Source organism: Nitrosopumilus sp., from assembly GCF_025699255.1.
Lineage (GTDB): Archaea > Thermoproteota > Nitrososphaeria > Nitrososphaerales > Nitrosopumilaceae > Nitrosopumilus.
Genome location: NZ_JAILWA010000005.1, coordinates 59,151 through 74,234, shown reverse-complemented (window position 1 = coordinate 74,234; position 15,084 = coordinate 59,151). Strand labels below are relative to the sequence as shown.

Below are 15,084 nucleotides of genomic sequence, written 5' to 3'. Positions count from 1 at the left end.
ATAAACAAAAATGATGGTTCAAATTATAATAAGTTTTTCCCACCAGACATACTAGTAATTCAAGAAATGAGATTAATTTCAACCTGAATTTCAGTGATCAGCTATATGTTTAACCAAATCACTAGAGGTTAAAATTCCAACCACTTTATCATCATCAATTACAGGTAATTTTCTAACATTTCTAGTGGACATCAAATCAGATGCCACCCACAAATCAGAATTTGGATCAATGGATATGAGAGGAGAGGACATAATTCTTCTAACAGGAGTGTCAATAGGATAAGAATGAGCTGCAATCTTTATTGCAAAATCTCTATCAGTGACAATTCCTACAGGTAAATTATTTTCTAAAACTACAATAGAACCTACTCCTGTATCTTCCATCATCTTTGCTGCATTAGTTGCGGTGACTGATGAATCAACTGAGACAATTGAATTACTCATAATTTGTTTAACCCAAGTTTTTTTTTGGATAGGATCAGACGAATTCATGGATTGATTTAGGTAAAGTAATATTTCAAATGAGGAATTAAATTTCAGTAATGATAATCATGCTCGTTAAAATCAGAACCTAATGATACAGATAAGATAACAGTTGTTTCAGTAGTTTGAAATTTCAATTCTTTTTCAGGTAAGAAACTTCTAAAAACTTGAGTAAGTAGTTGTTCTGTAAATACAGACCATTTCAATCCCAAATCATGTTGAATTAAAAATATATGAATATCACCTTCGACTCTATGATCAGAATTCATTCCAGATGCTCGCATATAATCTTCTAATGTTTCAATACATCGTTTAAGATCATAACCACCTTTGATAAATAAAACAGTGTCTTTGATCAAAGGAAACATCAAAGTGATAATTTCATCAATATCTTTGCCATCTAATTCTCCTCCAAGAGACTCTAGAATTCCTTTGGGAACTGGAATCATCCCAATCTTACTTGAAAATCTATCCCATTGAACATACTTTTCTAAAATCTGTCTAACAAGAACATTTTGTGAAATTCCTTTCTGTGTAGATTCAGTTTCTAATTCAGTAACAAGTTTTTCTGGAAGGCGATATGTAATACTTCTAGTAGATTCTTTTTTAGAAGAATGTATTTGTCGCTTTGTAGAAGTCTGATTATTGTCCATCATTTTATTCTACAGTGACTCCAAAGTTTAATCTACACGTGAAGAATTGGGTACAAGTTCAATAGAAGTTATTTCTAAATCACATTTTAGAGAAATAGATTTTACTTTACTCTTGTACAGAAAGTATTTTTTGCCATCCTGATTTATGGAACCAGAAATTGCGAGTAATTTTGCATCATATAGGGTCTGAAGTCTTCTATATACAGTACTAATAGGAATCTTTTTTTCACTAGATATTTCCATAGCAGATTTTGGTTTTTCTAAAGTATTATGGAGGATTAATTTACAATATTTGTCAGCAAGGATTTCCAAAATTACTTGCTTTCTTTCATCATCCATTATCTTTTGGGATTGAATTAGTTCTTGCATGAAAAAACAGGTTCAAAATTAGTTATAATGAATTAGTCTGCAGTGCAAGACAATGTATACTCATGGGATAAATCATTTCACAGACATTTTTGAGTATGAAACACAGATCAATAAAAATATCAATTATAACAATGATATTTTCAATTCTACTAGTTTCATTAACAGCTAATGAGGCAGCTGCAGAATCAGTTCCAGAATGGGTAAAAAATAATGCATTATGGTATGGTCAAGGAGATATTTCTGAGACAGAGTTTCTCAATGCAATAAAATTTTTGATAGAAACTGGAGTAATAGTGATTGAATCTGCCGAAGATGTTGTTGCAGAAATTATGGAAGCAGAGATCATAATTCCTAATGGAAATTCAGATGTATCAGGTAGTGGATTTTACTTGCCACTGAATCTAGAAATAAGTGAAAATACCAAAGTGACATGGGTAAATGATGATTCAGTTCCTCATAACATCCAAAGTCAAGACAACATGGGAAAAGTAAGTGATTTGTTCAATAGTCCCCCACTTCAAACAGGAGACAGATTTGAGTTCACATTTGAAGAAAGCGGAGTTTACAATTATTATTGTTCATTCCATCCATGGAGAGTAGGAGTAGTTACAGTAAAATAGAGTTTCAAAAACTCTAATTTTTTTAATAAATAAAATAAGAAAGAAATTTGAATAGCTATTTTTTTGACTTGTTAACAAATGCGGTCATGCGCTCTTCTCTATCAGGATGAGTAAAGCAGTTTCTCCAAGCAAGAAGTTCTAATGCAAGTCCAGTGTCAAGATCTGCATTTCTTCCTTTGTTAATTGCAACTTTGGACATTAAAACACCCATAGTAGAGTTTCCAGCAATTTGTTGTGCCATTTTCAAAGCTTCTTCTTGTAATGAAGCAAGCGGAACTACTTGGTTAACTAAACCAATTTCTTTTGCCTCATCTGCTTTGACCATTTTACCTGTGTAAACAAGTTCCTTTGCCTTTGCTATTCCCACAATTCTCATCAATCTTTGTGTACCACCCCATCCAGGAGGAACACCAATTGTTACTTCTGGTTGACCTAGTCTAGCAGTATCAGCTGCTATTCTAATATCACAAGACATTGCAAGTTCACAACCACCACCTAGTGCAAAACCATTAACTGCTGCAATAGTTGGTTGTTTTACCAATTCGACAGTTGCAGTAACAAGTTGACCTGTTTTTGCATATTCAACTGATTCATCTGCAGAGATTTTTGACATGTATTCAATATCTGCACCAGCAGAAAATGCCTTATCTCCTTCACCAGTCAAAATGATAACTTTGACATCATCATTATGGTTTAGTTCTTCAAAAGTTTTGATTAGTTCTTTTGCAACATCAGTATTCATGGCATTGAGTTTGTCAGGTCTGTTAATCTTGACAGTGCAAATGCCATCAGAAGTAGATGTAGTAACTAGTGACATAGTAATTTTTCAAGTTATGAGAAACTTAAATGTTATCTATTTTTTGGATATTTTTCCCCATTGATGCAATGCAGATGCTGCTGCAACCCAAGTTCTAAGATCTTGGTACACTGGGACATTATGTTTTTCAATTAATTTAATCATTTTTTCAGTATATGGTCCACCATTCCCTCCAGCCAAAATTGGTTTCTTTCGTTTCTTTTGGAAATCTGCTAGATAATCAACAATGGTTTCTTCCAGTGGATCATCTTGGAAAACAAACCAAGGCATTGCAATATCAATATTTTTTTCATCCATAAATTGTTGAATAACAAACCTATAATCATCAGCAGTTGCACCGCCACCTACATCTGCAGGATTTCCATTATGGATAGGAACAGCAGGTGGGAAGCGAGATTTCATTTTCTTAAGAAGATTTGGAGACAATTTTCCTATTGTAAGACCGAATTTTTCTAATTGGTCAATTCCGCCAATCATAGGTCCTGCACCATTACTAGTCATAGCAACTTTGTTACCTTTTGCAGCTGGTTGCCATGCTAATGCCTTTAGAACTCCAGCTAGTTCTTGATAACTATCAACTGAAATAATTCCTGCTTGTTTGAATGCACCCATAATGATTGCATTTGAGCCTCCAAGCGAACCGGTATGTGATGCAGCTTGTTTTGCTCCAGCAGCAGTTCTTCCACTCTTCCAAATGACAATAGGTTTCTTCTTCTCTTTCATTACACGTTTTGCAACATTGATGAATTTTCTACCATCGCCAAATCCTTCAACATATAATCCGATAACTTTGGTTTGAGGATCATTTGCAGCATACCAAATCATATCTGCTTCATCTACATCAGAACGGTTACCAAAACTAATCATCTTAGATAAACCAAATACATCGGCACTTTCCAACATACTAATTCCCATAGTTCCACTTTGTGAGAAGAATGCAACTGGACCCAATTGAGAACGTACCATTCTTTCCTGTCCTTGGAATGCACAGTCAAGACGATTGGCTGCATTAAACATTCCAATACAGTTTGGACCAATAATTCGAATTTTGTATTTTTTAGATAATCTTGCCACTTCAGCCTCATATGCCGCTCTTTCTCCACCAAGTTCTTTTCCTCCACCAGATACAATCACAACACTGTGTACTCCTTTCTTTGCACAATCTTCTAAAACAGGAGGAGTCATAGACAAGTCAACTGAAACTACAACCAGATCAACAGTTCCAGGAATTGCTGAAACTGATGGATAACATTTCTGTCCAAATATTTTATCGGCTTTTGGATTAATTGGGTAAACTTTTCCTTTAAAATCATAATTTACTAAACTATCTAAAATAGAATTTCCAATTTTTCCAGGAGTTGCAGATGCACCAACTAATGCTACAGATTTTGGAGTGAAGAAAGTCTCCATGTTGTCTTTGTTTGGTTTTGCTTTTGAGATAGAATTTTTCTTTATCTCTTTATTTAGAATAATTTTTGCGTCAACTACAAAATGTGATTTTGGATATACGATTACTGGGTTAAAGTCAATACTGTTAATATAATCTGCATTTTCTACGCCTAATTTGCCAATGTTTACTAACATTTTTGCAACCATGTTAGTATCAATTGGCTCACTACCTCTGAATCCTTTAAGAAGTTTGGAACCCTTTAGTTCATTTAACATTGATTTTGCATCTGAAGTTGTAATGGGCAACATTCTAAATGCAACATCCTTCATAACCTCAGTCATGATTCCACCCAGTCCAACCATAATGATAGGACCAAATTGAGAATCATTTTGAATTCCTACAATTAGTTCAACTCCTTTTGGAACCATTTTTTCTAAAAGAATTCCTTTAACAGTAACTCCTTTCTTTTTAGAAAGTCGACCATACATGTCATTAAAGGTCTTTTTTACATCGTTTACATTATCTAAACCAACTTTTACTCCACCAACATCAGTTTTGTGTAAAATTTGTGGAGAAACTACTTTCATTACAAGTGGAAAGCCAATCTTCTTGGCTTGTTTTGCAGCTTCATCTGCAGAAGTAACCAATGCATAAGGAGGTACTTTAACACCATACGTTTTGAGAATAGATTTGGAGGACTCTTCTGTGATGACTTTGTGATCAGTTTGAATAATTTCATCAAAAATTTTCTTGACTGCAGTCATCGTTCGATCGATAAAATTAGATTTAACTATATTAAACTTTGGTCAAAGACCAAATGCAAATTTGAAATTGTTGTAAAAATTATTCATATTTGATTTTACCATTGAAATATTTTCAACAATATCTGAACGAATTTTTTGAGGATCGATGTATGGGATTTTTTGTAATTTCTCTTCAGTATTATCAAGCCACAAATTGACCATATCCTCATTGACTTCTAAATGAAATTGTAGACCTATTGCACTTTTGAATTGAAATGCCTGATTTGGATAATAATCAGATGAGGCCAATTTAATTGAACCCAATGGCAAATCAAACGTATCACCATGCCAATGAAATACAGTAAAAGGATTTTTGAATCCTTTGAAAAAAGGAGAATCATTACTAATTTTCAGATCATTATAAAATCCAATTTCTTTTCTTGGTCCACTATACACTTTAGCACCAAATGTTTTAGCAATCAACTGTGAACCCAGACAAATTCCTAGCACAGGAATATTTTTTTCAACAGAATTTTTGATTAACTGTTGCTCAGTGCGAAGATACGGTAAATCATCATTTGCACTTTCGGGGGCACCTAGAATCACAACTAAAGAAAAATCTTGATCAGGAAGTCTTTCATGTTTAGCATTTACGGATGTAATTTCAAATCCGTCATTTTGTAGCAGTTCGCCCAAGTATCCAGAACCCTCAATCCGAGTATTTTGTACTAGTAAGACCTTAGACATTTTTTAAACATCTTGTCCTGTAACTACCCATTCAAGACATCTAAGGACACCTTGATAGTATTTCATGGCATCCATTGATTCAGACTTTACTAATCTTTCTTCAATCACTTTTCTATATTCAGCAATTTCTATTTCAGTTTTCATTTAGCATCATTAGTTTATCAGAATGAATTAATTTATTGTTTTTTAACATGATGTTTTTTAACATGATGTATTTTAACAGAGATAAAGGAATTAAGATGTGTTAATATCAGAACAAGAAATTTTAGAATTGAAAAATTTTGTATTTGATTTAAACACTTTGAAAAACAGCATAGTGATTGTTGAAGGTAAAAGGGATTCAAATGCATTAAGAAGAATAGGATACAAAGGTAAAATTTTAGAATTTCACAAGTTTGCAGGAATGGTAGATTTTGCAGATTTTGTTGCAAAATATGAAAGAGTGATTATTCTTTTTGACAGAGATAAAAAAGGGAGAGCATTAACAGCGAAAATAATTCAATTATTACAAAGAAGAACAAAGATAGATCTGTCGTTTAAGAGAAAACTTCGTAAAATTACAAAAGGGAAAATAATGTTTGTTGAACAATTAGTAAATTATGAAGATTATCTAGCTTAAGACTATGGCCAAATGCCTTTTTGATCAAAGGCTTCCAGCACTCTTTCAACGGCCAAAACCATGGTTGCCTTTCTCATGTCAATTTTGTGTTTTTTACTAAGGGCATAAGCATCCTTGAATCCTTTTGTGATATTTGCTTCCATTTTGTTTGCAACCTCATCAAAAGTCCAATAGTAACCCATGTTATTTTGTACCCATTCTAAATACGAAATACAAACACCTCCAGAATTTGCCAAGATGTCAGGAATTACTAGAATTTTTTTTTGATAGATAATAGGATCTGCTTCAGGTAACGTAGGACCATTGGCAGCTTCTGCAATGATTTTACATTTGAGATTCTTTGCAATCTTTGCATCGATTTGATTCTCAAGTGCACCTGGAACTAGAATATCACATTTAGTAGTAAGTAGTTCTTCAGTAGAGATTTTTTTACTTCCAGGAAATCCAACAACAGAACCTTTCTTTTGTTTATGAGCTAAAATTGCACTTGTTTTAGCACCTTTAGGAATTGAAATTGAACCTTTAGAGTCACTAACAGCAATAACTTTTGCACCCATTTTTTCAAGATATTCACCAGCAAATGTTGATGCATTTCCAAAACCTTGTAAAACTACTTTTGCACCTTTCAAATTAACTTTCAATGTCTTAGCAGCTTCTCTAACAGTATATGCTGCACCTAATCCAGTAGCAACATTTCTTGCAAGAGAACCTCCCATGGAAATTGGTTTACCTGTAATCACACCTGGAGAATATTCATTACCATTTAGTTTACTAAAAGTATCCATGATTTGTGTCATCTCTTTACCTGTTGTGTAAACATCAGGAGCTGGAATGTCTTTGTTGGGACCAATTATTTCAGAGATCTTAAATGCAAATCCACGAGTTAATCTATCAAGTTCTGCTTCACTGAGTTTTTCGGTTTTAGGATTAACATAGATTCCACCCTTTCCTCCACCAAGTGGAACGTCAACAATAGCACATTTCCATGTCATCCATGAAGATAATGCCATGACTTCTCTTTCCATGTACTCAACTCCACCTTCTGGATTGAAGTAACGAATACCACCTTTGTATGGACCTCTGTCATTGTTATGTTGACTTCTAAAACCTGTGAAAATTCTAATTTTACCATTATCCATCTTTACTGGGATTTTTACTCTCAAAACTTTGTTAGGAATTGCAAGATATTCACGAATTCCTTTGTCCTTTATTCCTAGTATATCACATGCATCATTAACTTGTTTTGTTGCATTTGCAAATGGATCATTCTTGACCAAGATAATTTTGAAAACGGAGCATATTATATTAAGTTTAGTTCATAAAATCAGATCGCAAATTAAGAAACTATCACATGTAAATTTTGGTGTGATTCATCTTTCTATCTAATTTGTCAATTGCTTCATCAAGTGCTCCAATATTTATCTCCAGGAAATTAGACAGATGAAAGATAGCACCATATTTTTCACCTATTCTTGAAACCATGTTATTTTTTTCTAGTACTTTCATGTGATGTTGGATTGCCTTGTAATCAAGATCTAATTCTTTAGCCAATTGATGAGTATTGTATGGTTTCTCAAGAAGGTGAATGATTATTCGTAATCTTGTAAATCCTCCCCTTGTACTTGTAAACAAATACAACAAAAGCTTCCTAGTCTGTTTATCGGTTTTTCTTTGCTCTGAAATCTGTTTTGACTTGATGATTTCTTTGAATTCTAGTAGTTGGTTAACCATATTTCTTGAATTAATTTAGTCAATTTTGCTTAAAACAGTATTTCCAGATCTCATCCAAATTCAGGCAGGACAATTACCCTTAAATTGACTGAGAAAGAACTCGTGATATTATGATGGCATCACGTGGGTATGATATGACTCCAACCATGTATTCTCCAGACGGTAGAATTTACCAAGTTGAATATGCTATTGAGACCGTAAAAAGAGGAACTTTAGCAATAGGCATTGCCACTAAACAAGGAGTAATCATGGCAGTTGAAGAAAAACCACGAACTTTACAAACTAGCAATGTTACTCAGAAAATTTTTCAAGTTGATTATCACATTGGAGTTGCAGCAGCAGGTTACATTCCAGATGCACGTGTTCAAGTAGATGGTGCAAGGTTTTTCTCACAAGGAAATAGAATGACATATGATGAATCTGTAGAAGTTGCAACAGTTGCTAAACATTTAGCTGATCAAGCACATCAGTTTACACAATATGGAGGAGTGCGACCAAATGGAGTCTCTATGATCATTGCAGGAATTGATCAAAAAGGAGAATCAATCTATGTGACTGATCCTAGTGGAACATATGTTCAATTTGCAGCGATTGCAATTGGTGCAGGTTCTGATGATGTTAATGCATTCTTGGAAAAACATTACAACAATGATTTGAGTTTAGAAGATGCAGCGTCTTTGGCAATAGCAGCAATTAATCTTAAAACAGAAGCAAAAGAAGGAATTAATCATATCAAAATGGCCAAAGTTACATCTGAAGCAAAAGTCTTTGAGAAAGTTTCAGAATCGGATTTACAAAATTATTCTCAAAATTCATCAAAGTTTGCTTCACAGTAAACTCTTTGATTTGAAAACTATTCAAACAAGTATACTGAGACGATAGATTATGGGTTTAGGAAGTTATTGGGGAGAAGTAATGGAAGTACTTCGAGAAATCATTCCAATTTATGATAAAGTAAATTCAATTATTTCACTAGGTAAAGACAAAGAACATAGAGTTAGAGGAATTTCAAAAAGAGTCCTTCCAGGAAACAAAATCTTAGATGCAGGGTCTGGTTTTGGAAATATGTCTAAAACAGCTTCAAGACTTACAGGGGGTAAGATCTCAATTACACTATATGATCCTCTGGTACCCATGTTAAAAAATACAGGTACATTTTTTGAGAAAACTCCAGACATGGCAAATGGTGTTTTTGAACATATTCCATTCAAAGATGAAGAATTTGATGCGGTATTATGCGGGTACTCATTAAGAGATGCAATTAATCTAAGAATAGCAATTTCTGAAATTCACAGGGTGTTGAAGAAAGGAGGAAGATTTGTGATTGTGGATTTAGGAAAACCAGATGAATCATTCTTCAGAGCAGGAGTTTCATTTTATCTCAGATGTATTCTGCCGATTCTAGCATTTGCAGCAGGGGGCAGATTAGGATTAAAATTTGGAACTTTGTATGGAACATACAAAAGATGGCCACAAAATAAAAAACTGGAAAGACTAATTCTTGAAAAATTTTCAAGAGTAGAGTTTGAGAAAGATCTTATGGGCGGAGCAATAATGGTTGCCGCATACAAATGAACAAAGTTCTCATACTAATCAATATCACAGGTTTAATCATTGGAATTTCATATGGATTACATGGTCCAATTCTTCCAGTATTTGCAAAAAATATCATAGGTGCAACATATTCTGAATTAGGATTAATCGGATTAACAAATTTCATCCCATACATGTTCATTCCTCTTTTTGTAGGAATTTTACTTGATAGATTCAACAATGGGTATTTGTTATCTTTAGGAGTTGCAATAAATTCTGCATCGATCTATCTTCTGTCAATAGCACAATCAGTTCCAGAAATAATGGGATTTAGAATCATGACCGGAATTGCTCATGCATTTTTTTGGCCTCCTTGTGAAGCAATTATCTCAAATCAAAGTTCGGAGCAAAATAGAGTAAAACACATCTCATGGTTTACAATGTTTTTTGTAATTGGGTTTATGGCAGGGCCATTATTAGGCACAGTTTTGCTGGAAGGATTGGATACAACATATAGAATTCTGTTCCAAATTGCAGCATTTATCCTCGCTGCAGCAATAATCACCTCTCTATTAGCATCACAAAAGAGCGTAAAAAAACATCATGAAAGATTTTCATTTTCATCAATTAAGGAAATGAAACGATTTCCCGAAGTAATTATTTTGTTGATATTTTGTACTTCATCTTTTGGAATTATTCTAACAATATATCCAGCTTTTCTCAATGACAACGGAATGTCTGCATCAGACATTTTGTTATTGTATTTTATTTTTGGAATCTCACGTGTGGCATCTCTTGCACTGGTAGGAAAATTTGCAAGAAGAACGAGTCAAACGTTGATTGCAGGAACAATAGCAGTTTCTGCAGGATTGGCACTATCAGTCGTTGCAGATTCAATTATTACTTTTGGAATAGCTTTAGTTTTGATGGGGTTTGGATTTAGCATATTTTTCCCATTAACATTAGAAATAATTTTGAGTAAAACACGTAAAGGAATTTCAGGTAAAATTATTGGTGCATATGAAACAATATTTGGTATGGGATGGGCTATAGGACCAACCATAGGAGGTCCCATTACACAGTCATTTGGAAATGAAACACCATATGTTGTCTTTTGTATCATAGGAATTGGTGTTTCACTATTTGCAATAAATGCGAGAAAGAAACTAGAACCACAGAGAATCTAAAATTAGATATCCATTGTTCCACGTTTTTTAGTGCAAAGATCAAGTGCATCATCAATAGGAGTCACAAAGACTTTGCCATCTCCTTTAGTTCCAGTACAAGCAACATTTGCTATTGCATCTAAGATTTCATCCAGTTTAGGATCATCAACAACACAGATTATCATATCTCTGCTGAAGAACTGTCCAACCAAAGGAGGATCCTGAGCACCTTGCCCTTGAACTTGATGTACAGTTACACCGCCAACACCAACTTTTTTGATTGCAGCAATAACTGCATCTTTTAAATCAGTTCGAACAATCGCTTCGATTTTTTTCATAAGAATTCATAGTTCTGAATTTATTTAAATCAATTAGTCCTTCTCAGTAATGATATTCAATAAATTACTAATTTAGGCATAGATTGAGACATTAGGTTTAATTTCAAATTAAAGATCATCAAAACATGTTAGAAAATTCACTAAACATTGGTGGAAGTGAATGGATGATTATAATTTTTGTAGCGCTGGTTTTGATTTTGGGAACAGGTAAACTTCCAGGAGCAGCAAAGAAAATGGGAAAAGCAGTCAATGAATATAACAAAGCTAAAAACGAAATTCAAGAGCAGATGAAAGAAGTCACAGAAGAAACTCCCAAAATTTCAGGTCCAGTTGAATCAGAACGTGAGAAATTAGAAATGATTGCAAAATCAGCAGGAGTGAAAATTGAAGGCAAGACAGATGATGAGTTGCGACAAAGTATTGCTTCAAAAATTGGTCAAAAAAGAACAGATGAAGTAGAAGAGAAAAAATAATTATTTTGACTTTTTGATCCTGTAACTATCAGTATCAAGTCGTTTTTTAGCAAATTTGTAATAATCTGGAACAATTTCAAATCCCAGAAACTTTCTCTTAAGAGACTTGCTTACTACTGCCACTTGTCCAGAACCAAGAAATGGATCAAATATAAGATCATTTTTTTCACTTGAATATTCTAATAATTTTTGAATTATTTCAGAAGGAAGTTTCGTGGGGGTTTTTTCATCTCCTGTCCAGTATTCCCTTTTGATATTCCAAACATCTTCTTTGTCTTTATAATGAAGGCTGCGTCCATCTTTAGTTTTATCATCTTTTTTGAATCTAGTAAAGGGAAAGAATTTTCGTTTCTTATCATTTTTACAAACATAAAGACAGTGATAGTGGGAAGTTACAAATTTTCTTTTAGTAACAACACCAAATTGGTATTTCCAAATTATATGATTTACAGTGGTAAATCCAACATCATCCAATACACGTAAAATATCCTTTAGATTATTCCATCCAGAAAAAACATACATGCTTCCAGAATCTTTTAGAATTCGATATACCTCACTCATCCAATCAAATGTAAAATCATAATAGTCTTGAGGCTTTATCTCATTATAGCCAGATAATACTCTAGACGAGGTTCTGTTATAATTTGCCTTTTTTGCCTTAAAATCAATAGCGAATGGCGGATCAGTAATGACAAGGTCAATTTTATTTTTAGGAATTAAACTCATTCCTTCTATACAATTTTGATTGTAAATTTTGTTAATTTCTATTTTTTTCATTTTTAAATTCAACACTCCGTCCTATCTTAATAATGTCATGGGTCATAAACCTCATCAACCAATAAATCATGAATCTTCTCTAGCTAAATAGATCTTGAAATTTTCATGTCCCAAATGCAAATCAAAAATTGAAATCCAAAAAACATTCAACAAAAAAATGCACGTCTCATGTGAAAAATGTGGGATCGAGGATTTGTTGGAATTCTCAAAAAATGTAGACGAGGTTTTTCTTGAATTCTTATCCAGATTCGACAAGGGATTAGTCACAAAAGAAGGATTGTCTGAAGGACTAAAAGATGAAGGAATCGTAAGAGGAGAAAGCGAAATTAAAGAAATGATTGGCAAAAACAAGCCAGACAAAATCACTGAGGAAATTCTTTATTCAAAAAAAGATTACATTTCACAATACAAAATATTGAGTAATCCTGAGCCTAAAATGGGCTGTAAAGTAGAAGATTTAGGACTAGATGAATCAATAACACAACATCTCACAGAATTAAAAATTGAGCAATTTTATAAATTCCAACAAGAAGCAATTGAAGAAATTTCATTTGGAGAAAATGTGATCATAGAAGCACCTACAGCATCTGGGAAAACTGAAGCATTTTTGATTCCCGTTATTCAAAGAATAAAAAAAGATGCAAACGAAGGAAATGTTTTTGCAATTTTTGTATATCCCACAAAAGCATTATCACGTGATCAATATCCAAAAATCCAAAAATTTGCAGAAAAAATTGATGTTGAAGTAAAAGTCTTTGATGGAGATACTAAAATAAATGAAAGAAGAGAAATAATAGACAATCCTCCTCAAATACTAATTACAAATTTTGATGTACTACATTATCACATGTGGCACCAAACAAAGTTTTCAACATTGTTAACATCAGTTAGAATTCTTGTAACAGATGAAGCCCATGTATATTCAGGAATTTTTGGAACAAATGTACATTACATCATAAAACGATTAAAGAGGATTTGTACTAACAAACTACAATTTGTCGCAGCATCAGCAACACTTGATGATGCAAAAGAATTTTGTCAAAAATTATTTGGAGAAAAAATGAATAAGATTCAAGGTTCGGGCAAAAAAGGAAAAACAGATTTTGCAATGTTATTTCCATCTCTTCGAACACAAAGGGCACTTATGGTAGAATTAACAAAAAAACTCACCCAGAAAAATCATAAGACAATGGTGTTTAACAACTCTCATCTAAACTCAGAACTTCTAGCAATGCAGGCAAAAAGACAAAAAGTAAACATCAAAGTTCATCGAGCTGGTTTAATGGCAAATTATAGAACATCAGTTGAGAAACAATTCAAAGAAGATAAACTGCAAGCAATTTCATGCACACCTACGCTTGAATTAGGCATAGACGTAGGAAATGTCGACTGTGTAATATCATCAACAATTCCAGTGAATAGACTAATTCAAAGGATAGGAAGAGCTGCAAGAAAAGGACAAAGAGGATATGCATTCTTAGCATTAGGAAATGATCCGATATCACAATATTACAAAAATCATCCTGATGATTATTTTGAAGATATTGAAAAAACATACATAGATCCCAAAAACCCCTTTGTGGAAGAATTTCAGGTTTTAGCAATGGCATGTGATAGACCAATATCAAAACATGAGCTTAAAGAACACCAAGAGATTATAGAACGTCACATCATAAATGAAAATTTAAAAGAATTCAATAATAGAATAATTCCAAATTTTGATAAAATTAATTCAATGCTAAACGAATACAGCATCAGAGGGATTGGAAAATCAATTGATATTTTCTTAGATGGAAAAAAAGTTGGAGACAGAGTGTTGCCAATCGCATTAGAAGAATTACATAAAGATGCAATCTATTTTCTAGCTGGAATTCGTTATAGGGTGAAAGAATTTGATTATCCAAAAAACAATTATGTAGAATTGGAAAGAATTCCAAGAGATTATCCATACTATACAAAGTCATTAACTGAAGAATGGCCAACAATTGAAACCATCTACGAGAGAAGAAAAGCTAATGGCATAGAAATTGCGTTTTGTAAATTACATATTGAGAAAAAAGTATACGGTTATGTCAACATAGAGTTAGGGCAAGAAATCACTCAGGGAGAAAAAGTTCAACTAGACATCCCATTAGAATATGATTTTATTACAAAGGGAATTGTATTTCATGCACCAAGACCAATGAAAACAATGGATGAAGCAGAAGATGAAGAATATACTGAAGCTAGTGGATATCATGCAACAGAACATGTAGTAATTGAGGGCAGCAACATGATAACAGGAGGGGTTTCTCAAGATTTAGGAGGCATATCATTAGGCACCTCAGGCTTAATTTTCATTTACGATGGAGCAATTGGAGGCAGCGGAGCCAGTAAAGCCCTTTACGACAGATTTGAAAAATCATTAGAAAGAAGTATGTTTATTGTCAAAGAATGCCCATGCAAAAATGAATCAGGTTGTCCCAGATGTACATTTTCATACAGATGTGGAAACAACAATGAATATCTTCACAAACATTCAGCATTAGAGATTTTGGAGCGGATAAATGATGGAGAGAAAACAGAATTGGTTGATCCTCTTGAAGGAGACAAGCCACTTGTGTAATTAATCAAAATGGGATAAAT

The 15,084-nt window shown here is 33.3% G+C and carries 18 protein-coding genes; 7 read left to right on the top strand and 11 right to left on the bottom strand.

All coding sequences use genetic code 11. The features are described from left to right. Positions 1–90: 90 nt before the first annotated feature. From K5781_RS06370 to K5781_RS06360, 3 genes are read right to left on the bottom strand one after another with little or no spacing between them, the layout of a single operon-like run. Entirely contained in the window at positions 91–492 is a 402-nt protein-coding gene (locus K5781_RS06370) for a CBS domain-containing protein (protein ID WP_297441906.1), read from the bottom strand. Positions 493–536: 44 nt separating this feature from the next. Then, positions 537–1,139, bottom strand: coding sequence for a hypothetical protein (locus tag K5781_RS06365; RefSeq protein ID WP_297441904.1), 603 nt, complete (start codon positions 1,137–1,139; stop codon positions 537–539). A gap of 24 nt (positions 1,140–1,163) precedes the next feature. Continuing rightward, on the bottom strand, positions 1,164–1,505 hold the full coding sequence (locus K5781_RS06360) for an ArsR family transcriptional regulator (RefSeq protein WP_297441902.1): 342 nt from the start codon (positions 1,503–1,505) through the stop codon (positions 1,164–1,166). A gap of 95 nt (positions 1,506–1,600) precedes the next feature. On the opposite strand from K5781_RS06360, the gene K5781_RS06355 reads away from it, so the two are divergent. Then, the gene (locus tag K5781_RS06355) at positions 1,601–2,125 is read left to right on the top strand and encodes a plastocyanin/azurin family copper-binding protein (protein ID WP_297441900.1); all 525 of its coding nucleotides are present in this window, start codon (positions 1,601–1,603) and stop codon (positions 2,123–2,125) included. A gap of 55 nt (positions 2,126–2,180) precedes the next feature. Here the strand turns inward: K5781_RS06355 and K5781_RS06350 are convergent, their stop codons facing one another. From K5781_RS06350 to K5781_RS06335, 4 genes are read right to left on the bottom strand one after another with little or no spacing between them, the layout of a single operon-like run. Continuing rightward, the gene (locus K5781_RS06350; RefSeq protein ID WP_297441898.1) at positions 2,181–2,942 is read right to left on the bottom strand and encodes an enoyl-CoA hydratase-related protein; all 762 of its coding nucleotides are present in this window, start codon (positions 2,940–2,942) and stop codon (positions 2,181–2,183) included. Between the two features lie 36 nt (positions 2,943–2,978). Beyond that, the gene (locus K5781_RS06345; RefSeq protein ID WP_297441896.1) at positions 2,979–5,096 is read right to left on the bottom strand and encodes a 3-hydroxypropionate--CoA ligase; all 2,118 of its coding nucleotides are present in this window, start codon (positions 5,094–5,096) and stop codon (positions 2,979–2,981) included. 42 nt (positions 5,097–5,138) lie between these two features. Beyond that, positions 5,139–5,822, bottom strand: a complete 684-nt coding sequence (locus K5781_RS06340) for a type 1 glutamine amidotransferase (RefSeq protein ID WP_366848031.1) — start codon at positions 5,820–5,822, stop codon at positions 5,139–5,141. A 3-nt stretch (positions 5,823–5,825) separates the two neighbouring features. Then, positions 5,826–5,966: a hypothetical protein gene (locus K5781_RS06335; RefSeq protein WP_297441892.1), complete on the bottom strand. Its 141-nt coding sequence runs from the start codon at positions 5,964–5,966 to the stop codon at positions 5,826–5,828. 97 nt (positions 5,967–6,063) lie between these two features. Between K5781_RS06335 and K5781_RS06330 the strand changes: the two genes are divergently transcribed. Continuing rightward, positions 6,064–6,441 carry a toprim domain-containing protein gene (locus tag K5781_RS06330; protein WP_297441890.1) on the top strand — a complete coding sequence of 126 codons (378 nt, stop codon included), beginning with the start codon at positions 6,064–6,066 and terminating at the stop codon, positions 6,439–6,441. A gap of 2 nt (positions 6,442–6,443) precedes the next feature. Here the strand turns inward: K5781_RS06330 and K5781_RS06325 are convergent, their stop codons facing one another. Together K5781_RS06325 and K5781_RS06320 are read right to left on the bottom strand one after the other, a co-directional pair. Further along, on the bottom strand, positions 6,444–7,718 hold the full coding sequence (locus K5781_RS06325; RefSeq protein WP_297441888.1) for a Glu/Leu/Phe/Val dehydrogenase: 1,275 nt from the start codon (positions 7,716–7,718) through the stop codon (positions 6,444–6,446). Between the two features lie 70 nt (positions 7,719–7,788). Further along, a complete protein-coding gene (locus K5781_RS06320; RefSeq protein ID WP_297441886.1) occupies positions 7,789–8,172 on the bottom strand; it encodes a winged helix-turn-helix domain-containing protein in 384 nt (127 codons plus the stop codon). 110 nt (positions 8,173–8,282) lie between these two features. On the opposite strand from K5781_RS06320, the gene K5781_RS06315 reads away from it, so the two are divergent. From K5781_RS06315 to K5781_RS06305, 3 genes are read left to right on the top strand one after another with little or no spacing between them, the layout of a single operon-like run. Further along, positions 8,283–9,008, top strand: coding sequence for an archaeal proteasome endopeptidase complex subunit alpha (locus K5781_RS06315; protein WP_297441884.1), 726 nt, complete (start codon positions 8,283–8,285; stop codon positions 9,006–9,008). 49 nt (positions 9,009–9,057) lie between these two features. Continuing rightward, a complete protein-coding gene (locus K5781_RS06310) occupies positions 9,058–9,747 on the top strand; it encodes a class I SAM-dependent methyltransferase (protein ID WP_297441881.1) in 690 nt (229 codons plus the stop codon). Continuing rightward, the gene (locus tag K5781_RS06305) at positions 9,744–10,892 is read left to right on the top strand and encodes an MFS transporter (RefSeq protein WP_297441879.1); all 1,149 of its coding nucleotides are present in this window, start codon (positions 9,744–9,746) and stop codon (positions 10,890–10,892) included. The genes K5781_RS06310 and K5781_RS06305 overlap by 4 nt, the downstream gene beginning before the upstream one ends. Before the next feature lie 2 nt (positions 10,893–10,894). Here the strand turns inward: K5781_RS06305 and K5781_RS06300 are convergent, their stop codons facing one another. Beyond that, entirely contained in the window at positions 10,895–11,209 is a 315-nt protein-coding gene (locus K5781_RS06300) for a P-II family nitrogen regulator (RefSeq protein ID WP_297441878.1), read from the bottom strand. Between the two features lie 125 nt (positions 11,210–11,334). Between K5781_RS06300 and K5781_RS06295 the strand changes: the two genes are divergently transcribed. After that, complete coding sequence (locus K5781_RS06295) at positions 11,335–11,682, top strand: twin-arginine translocase TatA/TatE family subunit (RefSeq protein WP_297441877.1); 348 nt, start codon at positions 11,335–11,337, stop codon at positions 11,680–11,682. Here the strand turns inward: K5781_RS06295 and K5781_RS06290 are convergent, their stop codons facing one another. Further along, positions 11,683–12,459: a site-specific DNA-methyltransferase gene (locus K5781_RS06290; protein ID WP_297441876.1), complete on the bottom strand. Its 777-nt coding sequence runs from the start codon at positions 12,457–12,459 to the stop codon at positions 11,683–11,685. 94 nt (positions 12,460–12,553) lie between these two features. On the opposite strand from K5781_RS06290, the gene K5781_RS06285 reads away from it, so the two are divergent. Beyond that, positions 12,554–15,064, top strand: a complete 2,511-nt coding sequence (locus K5781_RS06285) for a DEAD/DEAH box helicase (RefSeq protein WP_366848026.1) — start codon at positions 12,554–12,556, stop codon at positions 15,062–15,064. Positions 15,065–15,084 lie beyond the last annotated feature (20 nt).